This window comes from Capnocytophaga sp. CM59, from assembly GCF_000293175.1.
Taxonomy (GTDB): domain Bacteria; phylum Bacteroidota; class Bacteroidia; order Flavobacteriales; family Flavobacteriaceae; genus Capnocytophaga; species Capnocytophaga granulosa.
Window position 1 is genome coordinate 1 of the sequence record NZ_ALNN01000003.1, and the last position, 13,424, is coordinate 13,424.

The 13,424-nt window shown below is 41.1% G+C and carries 14 protein-coding genes and 1 tRNA gene; 13 read left to right on the forward strand and 2 right to left on the reverse strand.

What is annotated here, in order from left to right; genetic code table 11:
- From HMPREF1154_RS00205 to HMPREF1154_RS00230, 6 genes are all read left to right on the forward strand, one after another.
- The coding region (locus tag HMPREF1154_RS00205; RefSeq protein ID WP_009640554.1) for an SH3 domain-containing protein at window positions 1-248 on the forward strand (248 nt) is incomplete at its 5' end.
- 25 nt (window positions 249-273) lie between these two features.
- Window positions 274-786: a DUF3828 domain-containing protein gene (locus HMPREF1154_RS00210; RefSeq protein WP_009640541.1), complete on the forward strand. Its 513-nt coding sequence runs from the start codon at window positions 274-276 to the stop codon at window positions 784-786.
- A gap of 9 nt (window positions 787-795) precedes the next feature.
- A complete protein-coding gene (locus HMPREF1154_RS00215; protein ID WP_009640570.1) occupies window positions 796-1,314 on the forward strand; it encodes a DUF3828 domain-containing protein in 519 nt (172 codons plus the stop codon).
- Between the two features lie 9 nt (window positions 1,315-1,323).
- Window positions 1,324-1,821 (forward strand): hypothetical protein, encoded by a 498-nt coding sequence (locus HMPREF1154_RS13625; protein WP_009640516.1) that lies wholly within the window; start codon window positions 1,324-1,326, stop codon window positions 1,819-1,821.
- 189 nt (window positions 1,822-2,010) lie between these two features.
- Window positions 2,011-2,592 carry a Uma2 family endonuclease gene (locus tag HMPREF1154_RS00225; RefSeq protein ID WP_009640561.1) on the forward strand — a complete coding sequence of 194 codons (582 nt, stop codon included), beginning with the start codon at window positions 2,011-2,013 and terminating at the stop codon, window positions 2,590-2,592.
- A gap of 2 nt (window positions 2,593-2,594) precedes the next feature.
- The gene (locus HMPREF1154_RS00230; protein WP_009640621.1) at window positions 2,595-4,271 is read left to right on the forward strand and encodes a formate--tetrahydrofolate ligase; all 1,677 of its coding nucleotides are present in this window, start codon (window positions 2,595-2,597) and stop codon (window positions 4,269-4,271) included.
- Window positions 4,272-4,329: 58 nt separating this feature from the next.
- Here the strand turns inward: HMPREF1154_RS00230 and murG are convergent, their stop codons facing one another.
- Both murG and HMPREF1154_RS00240 read right to left on the reverse strand, forming a co-directional pair.
- Window positions 4,330-5,424, reverse strand: a complete 1,095-nt coding sequence (gene murG, locus HMPREF1154_RS00235; protein WP_009640624.1) for an undecaprenyldiphospho-muramoylpentapeptide beta-N-acetylglucosaminyltransferase — start codon at window positions 5,422-5,424, stop codon at window positions 4,330-4,332.
- A gap of 87 nt (window positions 5,425-5,511) precedes the next feature.
- Window positions 5,512-5,584, reverse strand: a tRNA-Phe gene (locus HMPREF1154_RS00240).
- A 226-nt stretch (window positions 5,585-5,810) separates the two neighbouring features.
- Between HMPREF1154_RS00240 and HMPREF1154_RS00245 the strand changes: the two genes are divergently transcribed.
- From HMPREF1154_RS00245 to HMPREF1154_RS00275, 7 genes are all read left to right on the forward strand, one after another.
- Window positions 5,811-7,058 carry a hypothetical protein gene (locus HMPREF1154_RS00245; RefSeq protein ID WP_009640559.1) on the forward strand — a complete coding sequence of 416 codons (1,248 nt, stop codon included), beginning with the start codon at window positions 5,811-5,813 and terminating at the stop codon, window positions 7,056-7,058.
- A gap of 86 nt (window positions 7,059-7,144) precedes the next feature.
- Window positions 7,145-8,464 (forward strand): tetratricopeptide repeat protein, encoded by a 1,320-nt coding sequence (locus HMPREF1154_RS00250; RefSeq protein WP_009640513.1) that lies wholly within the window; start codon window positions 7,145-7,147, stop codon window positions 8,462-8,464.
- A gap of 29 nt (window positions 8,465-8,493) precedes the next feature.
- The gene (lptC, locus tag HMPREF1154_RS00255) at window positions 8,494-9,027 is read left to right on the forward strand and encodes an LPS export ABC transporter periplasmic protein LptC (protein WP_009640613.1); all 534 of its coding nucleotides are present in this window, start codon (window positions 8,494-8,496) and stop codon (window positions 9,025-9,027) included.
- Window positions 9,028-9,103: 76 nt separating this feature from the next.
- Window positions 9,104-10,351: a hemolysin family protein gene (locus HMPREF1154_RS00260; protein ID WP_034566543.1), complete on the forward strand. Its 1,248-nt coding sequence runs from the start codon at window positions 9,104-9,106 to the stop codon at window positions 10,349-10,351.
- Between the two features lie 183 nt (window positions 10,352-10,534).
- Complete coding sequence (locus HMPREF1154_RS00265; protein ID WP_009640556.1) at window positions 10,535-12,655, forward strand: peptidylprolyl isomerase; 2,121 nt, start codon at window positions 10,535-10,537, stop codon at window positions 12,653-12,655.
- Window positions 12,656-12,744: 89 nt separating this feature from the next.
- The gene (locus HMPREF1154_RS00270) at window positions 12,745-12,993 is read left to right on the forward strand and encodes a hypothetical protein (protein WP_009640533.1); all 249 of its coding nucleotides are present in this window, start codon (window positions 12,745-12,747) and stop codon (window positions 12,991-12,993) included.
- Complete coding sequence (locus HMPREF1154_RS00275) at window positions 12,984-13,286, forward strand: type II toxin-antitoxin system RelE/ParE family toxin (RefSeq protein ID WP_034566546.1); 303 nt, start codon at window positions 12,984-12,986, stop codon at window positions 13,284-13,286. Before HMPREF1154_RS00270 ends, HMPREF1154_RS00275 begins: the two co-directional genes overlap by 10 nt.
- Window positions 13,287-13,424 lie beyond the last annotated feature (138 nt).

Here is a 13,424-nt window from a genome sequence, read left to right on the forward strand (position 1 = left end):
CTCACGACTTCGATAACCCCAAGGAAATAATTGATTTCCTATTTAATTCTTCAAGAGGTTATTATATAGAAGATCCTGATGGATACTCTAATATAAGAGCAGATAAGAGTACTTCTTCTAAAATTTTAAGTAGAATAAAATCAGGCGAAAAAATAGATGTATTAGATGATACAAGCAATTGGTATCTGATAAAAACTAAAGAAGGATTAAAAGGATATGTACACAAAAGTAGAATAAAAATCAAATAACTTATCCTAATTTTAAAATATTCAGATGGTAAAAATTTATTATTTTATTTCAGCGTGTTTATTGTTGTTTTCTTGTAACAATAACAACACCCAAGTGTCATCTTTCGATGATAGTACAGCTACTATTTCCTCTATCAAAAGAGATACCATAGTAGAAAAAGATACAATTGCACCAATTCAAGTGCCTAAAGAAGAAACTGATGAAGCTACAAAAATGATTTTGGAATTTTATGATAAGTACATCAGGCAGCAAGATAAAGAGTTTTGTGAAGAAGAATTAAGGAAAATAGAAAGGGAGTTTCTATCAAATAAATTGATAAAAAAAATAAAACTTACTACTGAATATAGAGATATGGATCCTATTGTAAATGCCCAAGATATTTACATAGAATGGTTAGACTCTATTAAGGTAAAGAAGATAAATTCAAAAAGATATAATGTGTATCTTTTTAACTTTTATGATAACAGATATGATAGCATACAATTAAAAGTAGCTAAAAAGAAAGACAGGTACATCATTGATGATATTATTTTTTAAAATATTCAGATGGTAAAGATTTATTATTTTATTTCAGCGTGTTTATTGTTGTTTTCTTGCAACAATAGCAACACCCAAGTGTCATCTTTCGATGATAGTACAGCTACTATTTCCTCTATCAAAAGAGATACAATAGTAAATAAGGATACAATTGCACCAATTCAAGTGCCTAAAGAAGAAACTGATGAAGCTACAAAAATGATTTTAGAATTTTATGATAAGTACATCAGACAGCAAGATAAAATGCCTTGTGGGGAGTTTTGCGAAGAAGAATTAAGGGAAATAGAAAGGGAGTTTCTATCAAGTAAATTAATACGGAAAGTAAATTCAGATGAATTAAGTTCAGATCCTATTGTAAAAGCCCAAGATACCAACCTAAAATGGTTAGACTCTCTTAAAGTAAAGAAGATAAATTCAAAAAGATATAATGTTTATATTTTTGATTTCTTTTTAAATAGATATGATAGCGTACAATTAAAAGTAGCTAAGAAGAAGGACAGATACATCATTGATGATATTATATTTTAAAATATTCAGATGGTAAAGATTTATTATTTTATTTCAGCGTGTTTATTGTTGTTTTCTTGTAACAATAATAATAATAAAGAGGGCAATGTCAATGATACAATAAATGACACAATAGTAGAGAGACTAAATAATCCTCTTATAGGTAAAAAATTCTATTATTTATATAAAGATGAGGGAGAACTCTTTCTTGCTGTACACCCTTATCTTGAAGGAGATGATGATATGCCTACAATTGTATTTACAGACGATATGCTTATAGATAATTGGAATACAATGGAAGGTAATAGATGGATCATAGAGAAAATAGAAGAAAAAGATACTCTGCTAACTTATTTTGTAAAGATAGAAGATGGGGAGGATTCTATCCATTCTCTATGTTTGAGTTATAATGCTAAAAAAGGATTAATGTATAATATAAAAAAAGACACAACTTTTATATTAATAGATTCATTGTATATTAACAAAATAAAGAAAATTGAAACAAAAATAGAATCTTCAGATGATTAATGAGATATGTAAAATCAAATAAAGAAAAATTTATCCACTTTAAAATCAAATCAAATGAACAATCTACTCACCCCATAATCCTGTGAATTGGATAGATGGAATGAAGCTAAGCAGCAGCCATAAATTTATCATTAATCATTTGTCATTTGTTATTAATATTCGTACATTTGCCCTTTCAATCCCAATGAAATGACCATTACCAGCCTCAATCAGTTAGACCTAAGCCGCGGAGGGTACACCTATGCCGACTATCTGTTATGGCAGTTGAAGGAACGGGTGGAGCTACTGCGTGGGCGTATCTTTAAGATGAGCCCTGCCCCCACTATTATTCACCAAAGAATCTCTATGAGGCTCTCAGGAGAGTTCTATAATTTCTTCAAAGGGAAGCCTTGCGAGGTTTTCACCGCTCCCTTTGATGTTGTCCTTCCTAGCGCTGATGGGAAGGAAGATAATGTGGTACAGCCCGACCTATGTGTGGTGTGCGACCCTGAGAAATTGGCCGATGGCAAGCGCTGCTTAGGAGCGCCTGACTTGGTGATTGAGATTCTTTCCAAAGGTAATTCCCAACGCGATTTAGACGACAAGTTTCACCTATACGAACAAGCGGGGGTAAGTGAATACTGGATCGTACGTCCTACAGATAACGAAGTGAATATCTTTGTCTTAGACCAAGGCCGTTACCGAGGCCTTGCGCCTGTGGTGGAAGGGAAAGAAATCACCTCGGTAAAGTTTCCTACTTTGAGCATACATACAAATGATATTTTTGATTAATTATGAGTTTTCCTACTGACCTTGCCATAGCGCAACAAGCTCACATGCTACCTATTAGAGAGATAGCCAAAAAATTAGATATCCCAGAAGATGATATAGACCCTTATGGGAAGTACAAGGCCAAGTTGCCTTTGTCCCTGATAGATCCTAAGAAGATTGCCCAGCACAAGCTCATCTTGGTTACTGCCATTACCCCTACTCCAGCAGGGGAAGGTAAGACTACTGTGAGCATTGGTCTTACTGAGGGGCTGAACAAGATAGGTAAAAAGGCCATTGCTGTGCTTCGCGAGCCGTCCTTAGGCCCTGTCTTCGGCATCAAAGGAGGGGCAGCAGGTGGAGGCTACTCCCAAGTGGTGCCCATGGAGGACATCAACCTGCACTTCACTGGTGACTTTGCCGCTATTGAGCGCGCCAACAACCTCTTAGCAGCTGTAATAGACAACAATATACAAAGCAAAACCCACTCCATAGGTATAGACCCTCGCACAGTGGTATGGAAGCGTGTGATGGATATGAACGACCGCGCCCTACGCCATATCATAGTAGGCTTGGGTGGTGCTACCCATGGTATTCCCCGCGAAGATGGGTTCAATATCACTCCTGCTTCGGAGATTATGGCGATCCTCTGTCTGGCGGAGAATTTTTCTGACCTTAAGCGCCGTATTGGCAATATCTATATAGGGAAGAAGTATGACGGGACCCCCGTTTTTGCACGCGACCTGAAGGCTGTAGGGGCAATGGCACTACTGCTGAAAGAGGCTATCAAGCCCAACCTTGTACAAACCCTTGAGAATAACCCTGCTATCCTTCACGGAGGGCCTTTTGCAAGTATCGCCCAAGGTACCAATACCGTATTGGCGACCAAGATGGGACTTTCCTTAGGCGAATATGTAGTTACCGAAGCGGGCTTTGGAGCAGACCTAGGGGCAGAGAAGTTCCTTAATATCAAGTGTGTATCGGCTGGACTTGCTCCTGATGCTGTAGTGGTAGTGGCTACTGTACGTGCCCTACGTCACCACGGCGGTGCTACCAAAGAGGAGTACAACACCCCTTCCTTAGAACGGGTGAAGAAAGGTATCGCCAACTTAGAAAAACACATAGAAAACGTACAATGTTTCGGACTGAAACCTGTGGTGGCTATCAACCACTTTCCTCATGACAGCCAGGAGGAGATTGCCTATATCCAAGCCTTCTGCAAGGAACGAGGCGTGGAGGCGATTGTTAGCCGTGGCTTTAGCGAAGGTGGCGCAGGTACCCAAGAGCTTGCCCGTGCCGTAGTAGCCATAGCCGAAAGCGGAGAAAGCCACTTTACCCCCTTATATGACCATGCTGCTTCAGTAGAGGAGAAAATAAAAACCGTAGCTACCCGTATCTATGGAGCTCGTGGGGTGAATTATAGTACTAAGGCGCTTAGCCAACTCAAGCAAATCAGCAAATTAGGCTTTGACAAGCTCCCTATCTGTATGGTTAAGACCCCTAAGTCGCTCAGTGATGACGAGAAGAAATTGGCTCGCCCAACCGATTTTGAAGTAACCGTACGCGAATTTGAGTTTGCCTCAGGGGCTGGCTTTATCATTCCTATCTTAGGCGATACGGTGCGTATGCCAGGTTTGCCAAGTGTGCCTGCCGCCGAAGGTATGGATATAGATGATGATGGCGTGATTACAGGACTTAGTTAAGTGAAAAGTAAAAAGTGAAAAGTAAAAAGTGAAGAGTGAAAAAGTGAAGAGTGAAAAGTTACTCTTCACTTTTCACTTTTAGTTTTTCACTTATCTTATCAACTATATCTCGGGTAGCGTGGGGACGGGCGAGCTTTCGGAAGTTTTCGGAAAGTTCTTTTCGTTTGTTCTCATCAGAGAGGAGGGCGGTGAAAAGAGGGGGAAAATGAGTGGTGATGTCTGTTTCCTTAAGTAAGAGCGCTGCATTTTGGTTGGCTATGGCTTGGGCATTTTTCGTTTGATGGTCTTCGGCGACGTTGGGGGAGGGGACGAAGATCACAGGCTTGCCTACGACGGCCAGTTCGCTGACGGAGCTAGCACCTGCACGGGAGATAATCACATCGGCGATGGAAAAGGCAGCTTTCATGTCCTCCACAAAGGGGAGGATACGCACCCTATCGCTCTCCAAGTGCTTGTACTCAGGGAAGTAGTAAGCACCACACTGCCAGAGGACTTGTACCTTCTTCTCCTGGAAGAGCGGTAAGTGCTCCTTGACTAGTTCGTTAATCTTTCTTGCCCCTAAACTGCCTCCGATGACAAGCAAGGTAAAGGATTGAGGGTCAAGAGAAAAGAGCTTATAAGCCTCAGGGGCTTTGTGGGTTATTTTCATTAAGTCCTCACGGATAGGATTGCCGGTGAGAAAGAGAGGGGTAGAAGGGAAATAACGTTCCATATGGTCATAAGCCACGAAGATACCTTTGGCGCCTTTGGCTACCCACTTGTTAGTTACCCCAGCATAGGAGTTTTGTTCCTGAATAAAATAAGGAATCCCCAATAGCTGTGCGGCCTTCAGGGTAGGGGCGGAGGCATAGCCTCCGGTGCCGATGACCACATCGGGCTGGAAGCGCTTGATGAGCTTATAGGCCTTATAGAGGCTATAGATGACCCTAAAGGGAAAGGCAAGGGTGGAGAGGCTGAGCTTGCGCTGGAGTCCGCGAATGGGGAGTCCTACTATAGGGTAGCCCGCCTTGGGGACACGCTGCATTTCCATTTTGCCCTCGGCACCTACAAAGAGAAACTCAGCAGAGGGGAATCGCTTTTTGATCTCACCTGCAATAGCCAAGGCAGGGAAGATGTGGCCACCTGTGCCACCACCAGAGAGGAGAATACGCATAATTAATGACTAATGACTAGTGACTAATAAATAAAAAACTACTTTTTCAAAGGAGAGAAAAAGTAGTTTTGAAAAAATTTTTAATAGTGGTGCCTCCAGGAATCGAACCAGGGACACAAGGATTTTCAGTCCTTTGCTCTACCAACTGAGCTAAGGCACCATTGGTTGTTTAATTCGGGTGCAAAGGTACAACTTTTTTTCTAATCTGCAAGGGATTGAGAGAAATTTTCGAAAAAAAATTTTCTTTTGTTTTTATGTTATTGTTTTTCAATAAATTAAAACTGAAAAATTTTTACTAAACAAAATTTTAACGGGGGGATTTTATTTTTTTCTTGTTTAAGAGCTAAAAAAGTTAGATATTTGCAAGCTGTAACAGTAATGAACATATGAGGTTACCTATAGTCTTAGCTTTGTTTTTAGTCACTTTTGCTTATGGTCAGAAGGGGACTAATTCGCCATTTTCCTATTATGGATTGGGAGAGAAGCGTTTTGAAGGGAATACGGAGAATGCCCTTATGGGCGGGGTGAATGCCTATGTGGATTCTACACGGGTGGATGTGCGTAATCCTGCCTCATTGGCCAAGCTCACCCGTACGACCTTTTCTCTGGCCACTTCCTATGATATAAGGAAAATGCAGACCCCAGCGAGCAGCTATCAGGAGCGTACTTTTTTGTTGGATTACTTGAACCTCTCTTTTCCTATATATAAAAACTTAGGGGTATCGGTAGGGTTACGCCCTTATACTTCGGTAGGTTATAGGCTGATGAGCCATGAGAGCATCAGTGGTAGGGAACAATATTACTCCTACGAAGGGAGTGGCGGGGTGAATCAGGCCTATTTGGCCGCAGGCTATGAGGTTTTGAAAGGCCTTAGAATAGGTGTTTCAGGCGGTTTTAATTTTGGGAAAACCCAGTGGCAAAACCTCTATAGTTCGCCTTCGTTCTTATACATCTCCAGAGAAGATAGTGAGTCTCTTTACCGTGGCGGTAGCTATGCCTTAGGGGTACAATATGAGCGGGAATTGACCAAAGACTTATCGCTGAGTGTGGGGCTGAGCTATATACCAGAGGCACGCTTGCGTTCGACTAATAACTTGACACTCTATTCGCTCAGGCCTGCTAGTGGCAATTTCCTAGTTAAGGACAGTCGCAATATCACAGATCCAAATCTGGTAAAGACCAACCTTACGCTTCCCTCCTCTTTGGACTTTTCGGCTGGGGTGGGAGATCAAGAGCGCTGGTTTGCAGGAGCGAGCTTTGGCTATTCCAATATGAGTGCGTTCTCTAACCCATTTGTAACCTCTTCTTTTGTGGGGTATGAGAATGCGTACCGCTTTTCAGTAGGAGGATTTTATTTGCCACATAATACAGTTTACACAAAATACTGGAAACGAGTTACTTACAGAGCAGGATTGTATTATGAGCATACAGGAATTATTGTAAAAGAGAAGCCTATCAACGATTTTGGCATAACTTTTGGAGTAAGCCTACCAGTGCAAGGGCTCTCTAATGCAACTATTGGAGCAGCTTGGGGTAAGAGAGGAGATGGCAGCGTGCTGAAGGAGAATTATTTGACGCTGAAAGTGGCCTTGACACTCAATGATAAATGGTTCCAAAGGACGAAATACCATTAAGAAGTGAAGAGTGAAAAGTGAAGAGTGAAAAACGGACGCCTTAACACCTAATACCTAAATAAGAAATTAACCCTTAGAATAAAAAAATGAAAAAGAAATTCCTATTTTCAGTACTTTTTGTAGCGGGTACTTTGGGTACTTTTGCGCAAAAAGAAGAGTGCCAGCTGAAGGCCTCTGTATACGTAGAAGCAGCAAAGCTTAAGAACTATAATGATGCCTATGAGCCATGGAAGTATGTGTATGATCATTGTCCAGAACTCTATCAGTCTACTTTCCAATATGGAGAACGTATTCTCAGAGATAAGATTGCTAAAGGAACAGACAAACAGAAGTATATAAAGGATTTACAGGAGCTTTATGACAAGTATTTCCAGTATTTCCCACAGAAATTCTCACAGGCGGATAAGAATATGCGCCAAGCATTCCTTATGGTAGAACAAAATATAGGTACTAAGGAACAACTTTTTGCACTTTTGGATGATACCTATAAGCTCAATAAAGATGCGTTCAACGATGATACCCTTATCTATCAGTATTTTGCCTCAGCCTTGGATCTTTACAAGGGAGGGAAGAAGCAAGTACAAGAGGTGTTTGATATCTATGACAATGTATCGGAAATCATAGAGAATGAGAATGACAAACTTTCAGTACGTATCAATGAGCTATTGCCTAAGGAAGAGGCTAATACCCTCGATGATAAGGAAAAGGCACAACTACAGGTGGCACGTACTCGTGTGGGCAATCTAAAGAATATCACCGAGAGTGTGGATGCAGCTTTGGGGCAATTGGCAGATTGTGCGAACCTTATTCCGCTTTATCAAAAGACCTATGAGGCGAACAAGGACAATGCCGAATGGCTTCGCAGGGCAGCTGCTAAGATGTCCGATAAGGATTGTACCTCTGACCCACTTTTTGCCAAGCTCGTAGAACGTCTTTACCAGCTATCACCTTCGGCTTCTTCCGCTCTGTACTTAGGAATCATGAAAGAGAAGCAAAAGAATACCACAGAGGCGGTGAAATACTTTAACCAAGCGGTAGATTTGGAGAAAGACAACCTAAAGAAATCTATGTATTTGGTAAAAATAGCCAGCAAATACTCAGGTAGTACAGCGGTAAGTTATGCTCAAAAGGCGCTTTCATACAATCCATCCAATACGACAGCTTACCAGATCATGGCACAGGCCTATGCTGGAGCTGCTAATGAGTGCGGTTCGACCTCCTTTGAGAAGCGCGCTGTATATTGGCTTGCTGCCGCCACTGCCAGAAAAGGCGGTTTGGACAAGTTGGCCGCACGCTATGAGGCACTTGCACCTTCTAGGGCAGATATATTTAACTCAGGATTGGCAGGAAAGACCATTACCTTCAAGTGCTGGGTAGGCCAATCGGTTAAGGTACCCCAATTGTAATGATAAGAACTTGTATAAAAAGATTGTTATTGGTTAGAAACATTGTAGGGCTTTTTGTCCTTACAATGTTTTTCTCGTGTGATGATGAGCCGAAGAAAAACCACTTGCAACAAGATAAGATTCCCAATGGGGAGACGTATAATTTCCGCTTGTTGTACACAGATTCTGCAAAGGTCAAGACGATCCTGGAGAGTAGCCTGAACAAGGATTTTTCCAATCAGCGTTTTCCCTATACGGAGTTTCCCGAAGGAATGGTACTGAGGTTGTATGACGACATGGGGCATGAGAATATCATTCGCTCTAAGTATGCGATCTATTACTTGCCAACCCAGATGGTAGAGCTACGCGATAGTGTGTCACTTTCCACTTATGAGGGTAAGCAGCTCAAGACCTCACAGCTATTCTGGCAGGCCTCCACTGATTGGGTCTTTACCGAACGTCCATTTGAGTTTGTGGATTCACTGCAAGGAACTATCACCAAGGGCATCGGTATGGATTTTGATAAGCAATTTACACACCTAAAAGCCCATAAAATCACGGGGATTATACCCATAAGAGAATAGTGACTAATGACCAATGACTAGTGACCAATGACTAGTGACTAATGACTAATGTCTGTTACCTAAACCCTAATAAAAAATGTTGACATCACTGATATTCATAACCGTACTATTGTTGCTCTCTGCGTTTTTCTCAGGGATGGAGATTGCGTATGTCTCCTCGAACAAGGTGCAATTGGAAATAGAGAAGAAGGAAGGTGGGGTGATTGGCAATATATTGGGGAAACTCACTCGTAAGCCATCCAAGTTTATCGCCACTATGCTGGTGGGTAACAATATCACCTTGGTGATCTATGGGATAGAGATGGGGAAATTGGTTGTGGCGCAGTTGCCTCCTTATTTCCATAATGTATTGTGGCAGACGATTATCTCAACCTTGGTGATTGTCATCACAGGGGAGTTTCTGCCCAAGGTGTTTTTTCAGATCTATTCCAATACACTCCTTAGAGCGCTTAGTCCTATTACCTATGTATTCTATTTGATCTTTTCACCTGTCTCAACTTTTGTTATTTGGCTGTCGGACAATATTCTACACGTATTCTTCAATACCCAAGGCGATGTGACTAGATTGACTTTCTCCAAGGAAGAGTTGGAGAGCTATATCTCCGAGCAGATAGAGAACATGCCCGAAGACAAGGAGATGGACAGTGAGGTACAGATCTTCCAGAATGCCTTAGGCTTCTCGCAGGTAAAAGCGCGGGAGATTATGCGACCCCGAACAGAGATAGTGGCGATCAATATAGATGAGTCAGTGGAGGCACTACGAGATCTTTTTGTTAGTTCCAACTACTCAAAAGTGCTTGTCTATCAGGAAAATATAGACGAGATCATAGGCTATGTACATGCCTTTGACCTCTTCAAGAGTCCAAAGACCATACGAGAGTTTCTCCGACCTATCACCTTTGTGCCAGAGACCATTTACATCTCCAAACTCTTGGATACGCTCACCAAGAAGCACCAGAGTATGGCCATTGTCTTTGACGAATATGGGGGTACTTCGGGACTTATCACCTTGGAAGACATCGTAGAGGAGCTTTTTGGAGAGATAGAAGACGAGCATGACCAGAATTTCAAGAAGGAATTGCAGATTTCAGACAAAGAATATGTCTTTTCCGCACGCTTGGAGGTGGATTATATCAATGAAAAATATAGGCTCTCACTTCCAGAGAGTGAAAACTATGAGACCTTAGGGGGACTAGTGGTGGCCATCCATGAGGCTATTCCTTGTAAGTACGAAGAGGTCAGCATAGAGAATTATCGTTTCTTGGTGGAGGAAGTGGCGGATAATAAAGTGATTACGGTGAGAATCTTTGTGAATGACAAATGACGAGTGACTAATTATAAGTAGTTGATAATCATTTTGTTGTGTAGATGTGGATAAATAAGAAGTATAAAATTTTTAAAATTGGTAAAAAAGTTGTAATTTCGCACCCCAAAATAGTGAAAAGTGACTAGTGAAAGGAGAATACTTGCCACTAATCACTAACTACTAAAAACTAAAAACTATAAAATGGCTGTTTTAGAAAAAATCAGAAAAAGAACAGTGTTCCTAATCCTTGTGATCGGATTAGCGCTTTTTGCCTTTGTTATCTCAGGCATATTTAGTCGTAACACTACCCCAAGTCAGTTGGTCATTGGGAGTGTAAATGGTGATGATATCTCCTATGTGGATTTCTCTACCCAGGTGGAAAATACTATGCGCAATATGGGCGGTAGTATAGGCCAAGGATATATCGTGAATGCCTTGTGGCAACAAGCGGTACAGAGCCGTATCATAGACCAACAGTTTGAGAAACTGGGCATTAGTGTAGGGAAAGACCAAATTGTGAGTATGATAGCCAGAATACCTGACTATGGACAAAACCCTCAGTTTCAGGATGATAAAGGGAACTTCTCTGAGGCTAAGTTTGCCCAATTCATCTCCGAGCTTAAGACCATGAATCCTACTGTGTACAAGCAATGGCAACAGGAAGAAAAATCTTATATAGACAACGCTAAGCGTGAGGTGTATTTAGGTCTTATCCGCGCAGGCTTAGGCGTTACCTTCAAGGACGGAGAAAGAGAATACCACAAGCAGTCCGACCAAGTAAATATAAAATATGTTACGGTACCTTATAGCTCTATTTCTGATAGCCTTGTAAAGGTATCAGATAGTGAGATAGAGGACTATATCAAGAGCCATAAAAAGCAATTTGAGCAAAAACAAATGCGAAACCTACAGTTTGTTTTAGCTTCCAATGTAGCTTCTCAGGCAGATATTCAAGCCATAGAGACATCTCTTAAAGCCCTTAATGAGCCTAAGGTAGTGTATAATGCCACTACCCAGTCCAATGATACCCTTCCAGGTTTTGCTGCTTTGCCAAAGAGTGAAGTGCCTGATTTTGTAAATGAAAACTCTGATGTGCCTTTTGATAGTCTCTATGTAAATCGCGACAGACTTCCAGCGGAATATGCCGATGCACTTTACAACCTACAAGTAGGGGAGCTCTATGGACCTTATAAGGACGGAGAGGCTTACAAATACAGCCGTATGCTCTCCAAGAAACCTAATGCAGAGGTGAGAGCCAGCCATATCCTTATAGCTTACAAAGGTTCTGTATCAGATAATACAGTTACTCGCAGCAAGGAAGAAGCTAAAGCAAAAGCAGAAGAAATCTTAGCTCAAGTGAAAGCAGGTAGTGATTTTGCCGCTTTGGCACAGGCTAATTCCGATGATAAGTCTAATGCGCCTAATGGAGGTGATTTGAACTTCTTTACCCCAGGGACTATGGTACCAGCCTTCAATGACTATGTGTTTAAGGCTAAAGTAGGGGATGTAGGTCTTGTGGAAACGAACTTTGGTTTCCATGTTGTAAAGGTTACTGACCAGAAAGAAGGGGTACAGTTGGCCACTATTGTACGCAATATAGAACCTTCAGCGGCTACCAACAATGAAGTATATACTAAGATTACAGCCTTCAACGAAGCGGTGCTAAAGAATCCTAAGGATTTTGCTGCTATTGCTGCTAAGGAAGGTTATAGCGTATTGCCAGCCAATAACTTAGAAGTACTTGCGGAGGATATCCCAGGCTTGGGTAACAATCGCCCAATAGTAAAATGGGCTTTTGAAGATGATACTAAAGTAGGTGATGTACGTCGTTTTGACCTAAAAGACGGCTATGTAGTAGTGCAACTCACCAAGAAAATAGACGAAGGTCTAGCCAAGGCAGCCGATGTGAGAGCCATTGTAGAACCTATCCTTATCAAAGAGAAGAAAGTAAAACAAATCTCTGAGAAGATGAAAGGCTCTTCGCTTGAACAAATCGCTCAGGCGACAGGCCAGCCTAACAATATACAAGTAGGTGAAGGGCTTATGCAGAGCAACCCTAACCTCTCAGGACAAGGCAGTGAGCCCAATGTAGTGGGTGTAGCCTTTGTCTTGCCAGAGAATAAACTGAGCAAACCTATAGCAGGAAACAATGGCGTATATGTGATAGAGGTAACTCAAAAGACCATCGCTCCAGCTATCAACAGCTATTCTGCTTATGCCAATAGCCTACGCGCACAGAAGCTGAACCGAGCTTCTCAGGATCTTTTCTCAGCCTTAGAAAGTACTGCTAAGATCAAAGACTATAGAGCGAAGTTTTATTAGTCAGTTGTCAGAAGTCAGAGGGCAGTTGTCAGTAGACAGAAGACAGTGGTCAAACAAATAATTATTACCTTTGCAAAAATATTTGAATTATGAGTACCATGGTATTACAAGAACCAAGAGTTCTAACAGATATTGAAGGGAATACATTTAGGTTAATTCCTGAAGAGGAATACAATTATATGATAGATATAGTTGAACTTTATGAAGAGGATGACCTTACAGAGGAAGATTTGAGAAGGATAGCTATTTCAAAAGAGCAAGCTAAGATGGGTATGACTTCTAAAAGTGAAGATGTATTTAAAAGAATACGAGAAAAACTAGCAGAAAAGTGGAAATAATTTGGACTACTGAAGCTGAAGAAAGTTTGACAGAAATTGCCATGTATTGGGCTGAGAAAAATGGTTCTTCTTCCTATTCTGAGAAAATAATTTCTGAAGTTGAGAAATTATTGAAAGATATATCAAGCAATCCTTTTTATATAGGGAGATATATTCAGAAATTAGATTTGTATACAAGGTCTATTTTAAAAGGGAAGTTCATTATCTATTTCTCGAAAAGTGATAATGACACAATAGAAATTCATTATTTTAGGAGTTCAAAACAGCGACCCATTGAGGAGATACTCTCATAAATAACAAAGATACGATCCGAAAAGGGTCGTATCTTTTTTTATAGTTGGGAGGTTCAAGTTTCGATACTCTGTAATGTATCGATATACACCAGCGGATAAGGGTGTCTTATGCCCGCGTGTCATGGTTGACTGACTACA

Bases quoted from the DNA above. Each gene is read 5' to 3' on its own strand.
- HMPREF1154_RS00210 (WP_009640541.1), top strand. From the start codon at position 274: ATGGTAAAAATTTATTATTTTATTTCAGCGTGTTTATTGTTGTTTTCT.
- HMPREF1154_RS00215 (WP_009640570.1), top strand. From the start codon at position 796: ATGGTAAAGATTTATTATTTTATTTCAGCGTGTTTATTGTTGTTTTCT.
- HMPREF1154_RS13625 (WP_009640516.1), top strand. From the start codon at position 1,324: ATGGTAAAGATTTATTATTTTATTTCAGCGTGTTTATTGTTGTTTTCT.
- HMPREF1154_RS00225 (WP_009640561.1), top strand. From the start codon at position 2,011: ATGACCATTACCAGCCTCAATCAGTTAGACCTAAGCCGCGGAGGGTAC.
- HMPREF1154_RS00230 (WP_009640621.1), top strand. From the start codon at position 2,595: ATGAGTTTTCCTACTGACCTTGCCATAGCGCAACAAGCTCACATGCTA.
- murG (WP_009640624.1), bottom strand. From the start codon at position 5,424: ATGCGTATTCTCCTCTCTGGTGGTGGCACAGGTGGCCACATCTTCCCT.
- HMPREF1154_RS00245 (WP_009640559.1), top strand. From the start codon at position 5,811: ATGAGGTTACCTATAGTCTTAGCTTTGTTTTTAGTCACTTTTGCTTAT.
- HMPREF1154_RS00250 (WP_009640513.1), top strand. From the start codon at position 7,145: ATGAAAAAGAAATTCCTATTTTCAGTACTTTTTGTAGCGGGTACTTTG.
- HMPREF1154_RS00260 (WP_034566543.1), top strand. From the start codon at position 9,104: ATGTTGACATCACTGATATTCATAACCGTACTATTGTTGCTCTCTGCG.
- HMPREF1154_RS00265 (WP_009640556.1), top strand. From the start codon at position 10,535: ATGGCTGTTTTAGAAAAAATCAGAAAAAGAACAGTGTTCCTAATCCTT.
- HMPREF1154_RS00270 (WP_009640533.1), top strand. From the start codon at position 12,745: ATGAGTACCATGGTATTACAAGAACCAAGAGTTCTAACAGATATTGAA.